The sequence below is a fragment of the Pseudobutyrivibrio sp. MD2005 genome (assembly GCF_000621865.1).
Lineage (GTDB): Bacteria > Bacillota > Clostridia > Lachnospirales > Lachnospiraceae > Pseudobutyrivibrio.
Genome location: NZ_JHXE01000031.1, coordinates 1 through 4234, shown reverse-complemented (window position 1 = coordinate 4234; position 4234 = coordinate 1). Strand labels below are relative to the sequence as shown.

General features: G+C 33.9%; 4 protein-coding genes. All 4 read left to right on the top strand.

Annotated features, from left to right (window positions below):
- Positions 1–2217, top strand: a 2217-nt coding sequence (locus tag T498_RS16935; RefSeq protein ID WP_036978345.1) for a hypothetical protein, incomplete at its 5' end; no start/stop codon positions are given.
- Positions 2210–3259 (top strand): hypothetical protein, encoded by a 1050-nt coding sequence (locus T498_RS0109775; protein WP_155951055.1) that lies wholly within the window; start codon positions 2210–2212, stop codon positions 3257–3259. The genes T498_RS16935 and T498_RS0109775, both read left to right, overlap by 8 nt.
- Positions 3260–3284: 25 nt before the next feature.
- Entirely contained in the window at positions 3285–3572 is a 288-nt protein-coding gene (locus tag T498_RS0109770; protein WP_028235748.1) for a hypothetical protein, read from the top strand.
- 66 nt (positions 3573–3638) lie between these two features.
- Positions 3639–4234: hypothetical protein (locus T498_RS15510; RefSeq protein WP_036978343.1), on the top strand; the 596-nt coding region annotated here is incomplete at its 3' end.

Genomic DNA, 4234 nt, shown 5'->3' with positions numbered 1-4234 from the left:
ACGCAAGATTTTTCAGCAGGTAAAACTGCCTTTGCAAATCTTTGTGGGCCTGATGAGTCATTAGGATCTTTAGCAGTCGAAATTGCATTTTCGAATTTTTGCAGTGATGATAAACCAGAAGGATATCTAGCAAACTGTAGACAAAAGCTCATACAGTTCGATAACGAAACACAAATATTGATAGAGGAAGCAAATCTTGATAGTAGAGTAGCCGATTTGAATCGAAGAATGTTACCGTTCATCATGGAAAAAAATCCAGCATTACTCTGTAATGCTATATTAGATAATATTGATAATAAATATGCAGAGTACATGACGGGGAATGCAGCTGTTGATGAGGAGATAAAAAATCTTTTTGAAGCATATGGTGATGATTTGAGTGGACTGGATTCAGATTCAGGCTTGTATTGGAATGACTTCAGTGAAAATCAAAAAAAAGCTCTAGCAAGGATTTATGATGTTAGTACTGAATATGCTGAGGGACATTTATCTACAGAAAAATCAAAGAAATATCTGACACATATAGAAAACATTTTAAGATTAACTCTTACATCGCCACGAGATAGCAATGAAAAATATCTTTTTAATAGTGATTATCTAGCTGAATTAAAGAAATATTCGTCGAGTGAGCAAGGAAAGCAATATACAGAGGAATTAAAAGACATTGAAATGGATAAAGTATGCTATGGGGCTTCCTTTGAACAAAATATATCCATTGAACTTGACGGTGTCGGAATAATCTTTAGCTTGTCTGATAAGGATAAGAAGAATGGAAAGGAATTTTTATGTCATACAGATGAAAAAAGAACGAAAGATTGTATGGAATATTGGGAACGAATCAATCCCGGTTGTTATGATTACACTCGTTTATTGATGACAGATGACGAGATAGTTGAAACCTATAATTGTACAGAAACATCTGCAGATGTAGAACTCATAGACAATTTGATGAAAACGGATGGTTCTTATGCAAATGTTTTTAATGTTGACCCAGAAGGGCTTAGTGCAACGGCAGAATATAATATTGCGGCATATGGTGCAAATATGTCAATGAATGCTCTCTATAATGAGGATAGCAAAGATGTTGATTACTGCAAGGCATATAATAATTTCTTGAGCCAAATGGCATCAGCAGATTATGGGCAAGGTGGTGTAAAAGAAAATGAGTATTTAACAAAGTATGCTGTGGCAAGCAAGTATTATAGACAAGCTGTTGTTGACGGCGCTTTGGCCATACCAGCAGGAGACTTATCGTATGAAGAGGAAAAAGATTTAGCAAACATTATAGATGGAGCAAGTTTTAACGAGTTATATGCATTTTCATTATATCGATATGGTTTATACTCAGATGATAAGGTGTCAAGAATATCTGTAGATTTAGAGTATGAAAATCAAAATCAAATATCAGTAAAAGAGTATGATAAAAATGGGAAACAACTAGCACTTGAAGAATACGAAATATCATCATACAGCGGATATGCAGCTGAAAATTCTATTGAGGGTTGTCAATTATATGATTTACAAGAGGAAGAAGAAAAACTGGCAGAAGAATTTGGAGTTAATTCTGCTATTGCCGTTGTATCAATTTTTAGCGATAAAATTGGTACTGCTTTATCTGGTATTGCAAATGTATGCATGAATAGTGGTTCAGATGCAATAAGTGATATTTCCGACTTAGCAAGTGAGAAAGCACCTTATGCGGCAAGTGGACTTTCGTTGTTATCCGTTCTAGTAGAGTATGAAGAGGGAATGCTAGAGATATCTGAAAAAAAAGATAAAATATTTAACGAAATAAACGCTCAATTATTTTATAATGCCGGAGCTTTTAATGTGGGTAATGAATCAGGAGCGTATTATGTTGGTATAACAGATCCAAATAAAGTAAATATGATAAGAGACTGGAATGCTAATGGTATAGAAGTGCTGGATGATAGGATTAAAGAAAATGAAATTATTAAATCAGGAATTATAGATCATCTTTTGAAGGTGGATGTGCTAACAAACAATTATACGCATGAAGAAATTACAAAGGCTGTTAATACATTGGTTTATGGGGCAAATGGTGATAATACCTATGAATCAATATTAGAAGTGCCAAAAGATATACTAATATATTTTACAAATGAAATGAATGCATATATTTCAGAAAAAATTGAAAAGGGACAATCTTTGGCAGAATTTGCACAAGATTATGAAGGTGAATATGACAATGACTAAGAAAGTACTAGTGATAATAATTAGTTTACTATGTTTAGTAGCACTAGTAACAATAATTATGTTTTGCGGTGCTGGAGTATGGATAGGGAATTTCAAATACTGTTTTGATCTAACAACAAAAAAAGCTTATTTTATAGATTATCGAGGTGATGGTAGCGATGTGTTACCAAATAAGATAAGAGGATTTAATGTCGAAATGACGGATTTTATATGTATGGTAGGCGATTATAAATGCAGGTTTAATGTTGAACCAAATGAGGTATATATAAAATCATTTGAGGGAAAGGGGGAATTTGTATTACCAGCGAAACTTCTGGGAAGAGATGTATATAATATGGATGATATCGAAAATAATGATGAAATAACAAGTGTATACATAGAGTATAAATCAGATGATGTGCATTGGGGAGTAGATATTGGCCATTGTAAAAATGTTGAATCAGGAACTTTTGAAGAAGGAACAAAAGTTATATACACAGATATATGGGATGCACCAAAACTAAAAACATTAAAAATACCAGAAGGTGTGGAGGAAATTCATGCTTCATATGCGAGTACAGGACTAGAGGAAGTGTATTATCCAAAATCAGTTGTGTATGTATCGGGATCAGATTATAATTGGACGAATTTCAAAAAGAATCATGAAGATGATAAATATTATGTTGTAGGAGATAATGTTCTTTTATTTTACAATGGCCCAATAGATGAAATCATTATTCCAGAAGGAATAAAGTATCTCTACAATTACCATTTATATGACTTAGAAAAAGAGGAATTAGAGGGAAAAATGTATATCCCCGAATCAATATGTGGTTTGAATATTGAGATTCCAGAAAATGTTGAAGCATTTTTTGGAACGAATGAAATAAATGGGATAGATGACTGTTCTATAGATGGCACACTAGTAGCCCCAGAAGGCTCCTATGTACAACAATATTGCGAGGAGAATGATGTAAGTTTTCGAGTCATGACCGAAGAGGAAGAAGCAATCTGGCGTGAAAAGACAGAAGCAGCAGCATCGGAAATAACATATCAAGAATAAGTACAAAGCGAAGAAAGGGAAAATTATGGAAATCATTATATATTCATTAGCTAGAGCATTAGGAGCAAATATCATTTTAATTATTATGGCTGTTTTAGCAGTTATGGCAGCAAAAGGAAGTAAAGTTACAGCTTTTGTTATCATGGGCATTGCAGCAGGTGTATATGGACTATCTTTTGTAGGAAATCTAAAGACCGGATACGTAGATACGATTTCGTTAGGAGCTACTATTTTTATTTTTGTTGTATCTATATTAATGATTATTACAAGGAAAACAGTAAAAGCCGGAAGCTCTAATGCAGAAAATGCTTAACAATATACAAACAGGTCGTCAGTGATGTAATAGGTGTAGGAAACTAGCATAAAGAGGAGACAATAAATGGGAGCTATAGCAGCGGCTATAATAAGAGCATCAGGTATTATCGATTATACGATATACAGATGCACCGATTTTAATGCAGGTAAGTTTTTCGATGTACCAGCGACGAATAAGTATTTTGGCGATTGGTCTGATTCGTTCACAGATTTTGAGAATTATGCAAATGAGCATTTTGTAGCAATGGATGCAGTGGCAACTACAGACACTTGGATGGGCGTGGATGCAGATGCAGCAAAAACTATGCTGAGTGATACTGAAACAACACTTTTAAATGATATTTTAAAGCTGCATGATGACATAGATAGCTTGCATGCAACAATACTTGAAAACTTTAAACTCACTGTAGATAGTGACCCAGAGGCATACATAAGTTACGACGATTTAACTAAAATAGAGAATGATTTTAAAGAAAAATCGGAAGCATATAATGCGCAGGTAAAGACAGTAGAAGATATGATACTGGATTTACAGGAGAAATACAGTAAATACGGAGATATAAGGACGCAAGATTTTTCAGCAGGTAAAACTGCCTTTGCAAATCTTTGTGGGCCTGATGAGTCATTAGGATCTTTAGCAGTCGAAATTGCATTTTCGAA

Coding starts and splice junctions, on each gene's coding strand:
- T498_RS0109775 (WP_155951055.1), top strand. CDS start 2,210: ATGACTAAGAAAGTACTAGTGATAATAATTAGTTTACTATGTTTAGTA.
- T498_RS0109770 (WP_028235748.1), top strand. CDS start 3,285: ATGGAAATCATTATATATTCATTAGCTAGAGCATTAGGAGCAAATATC.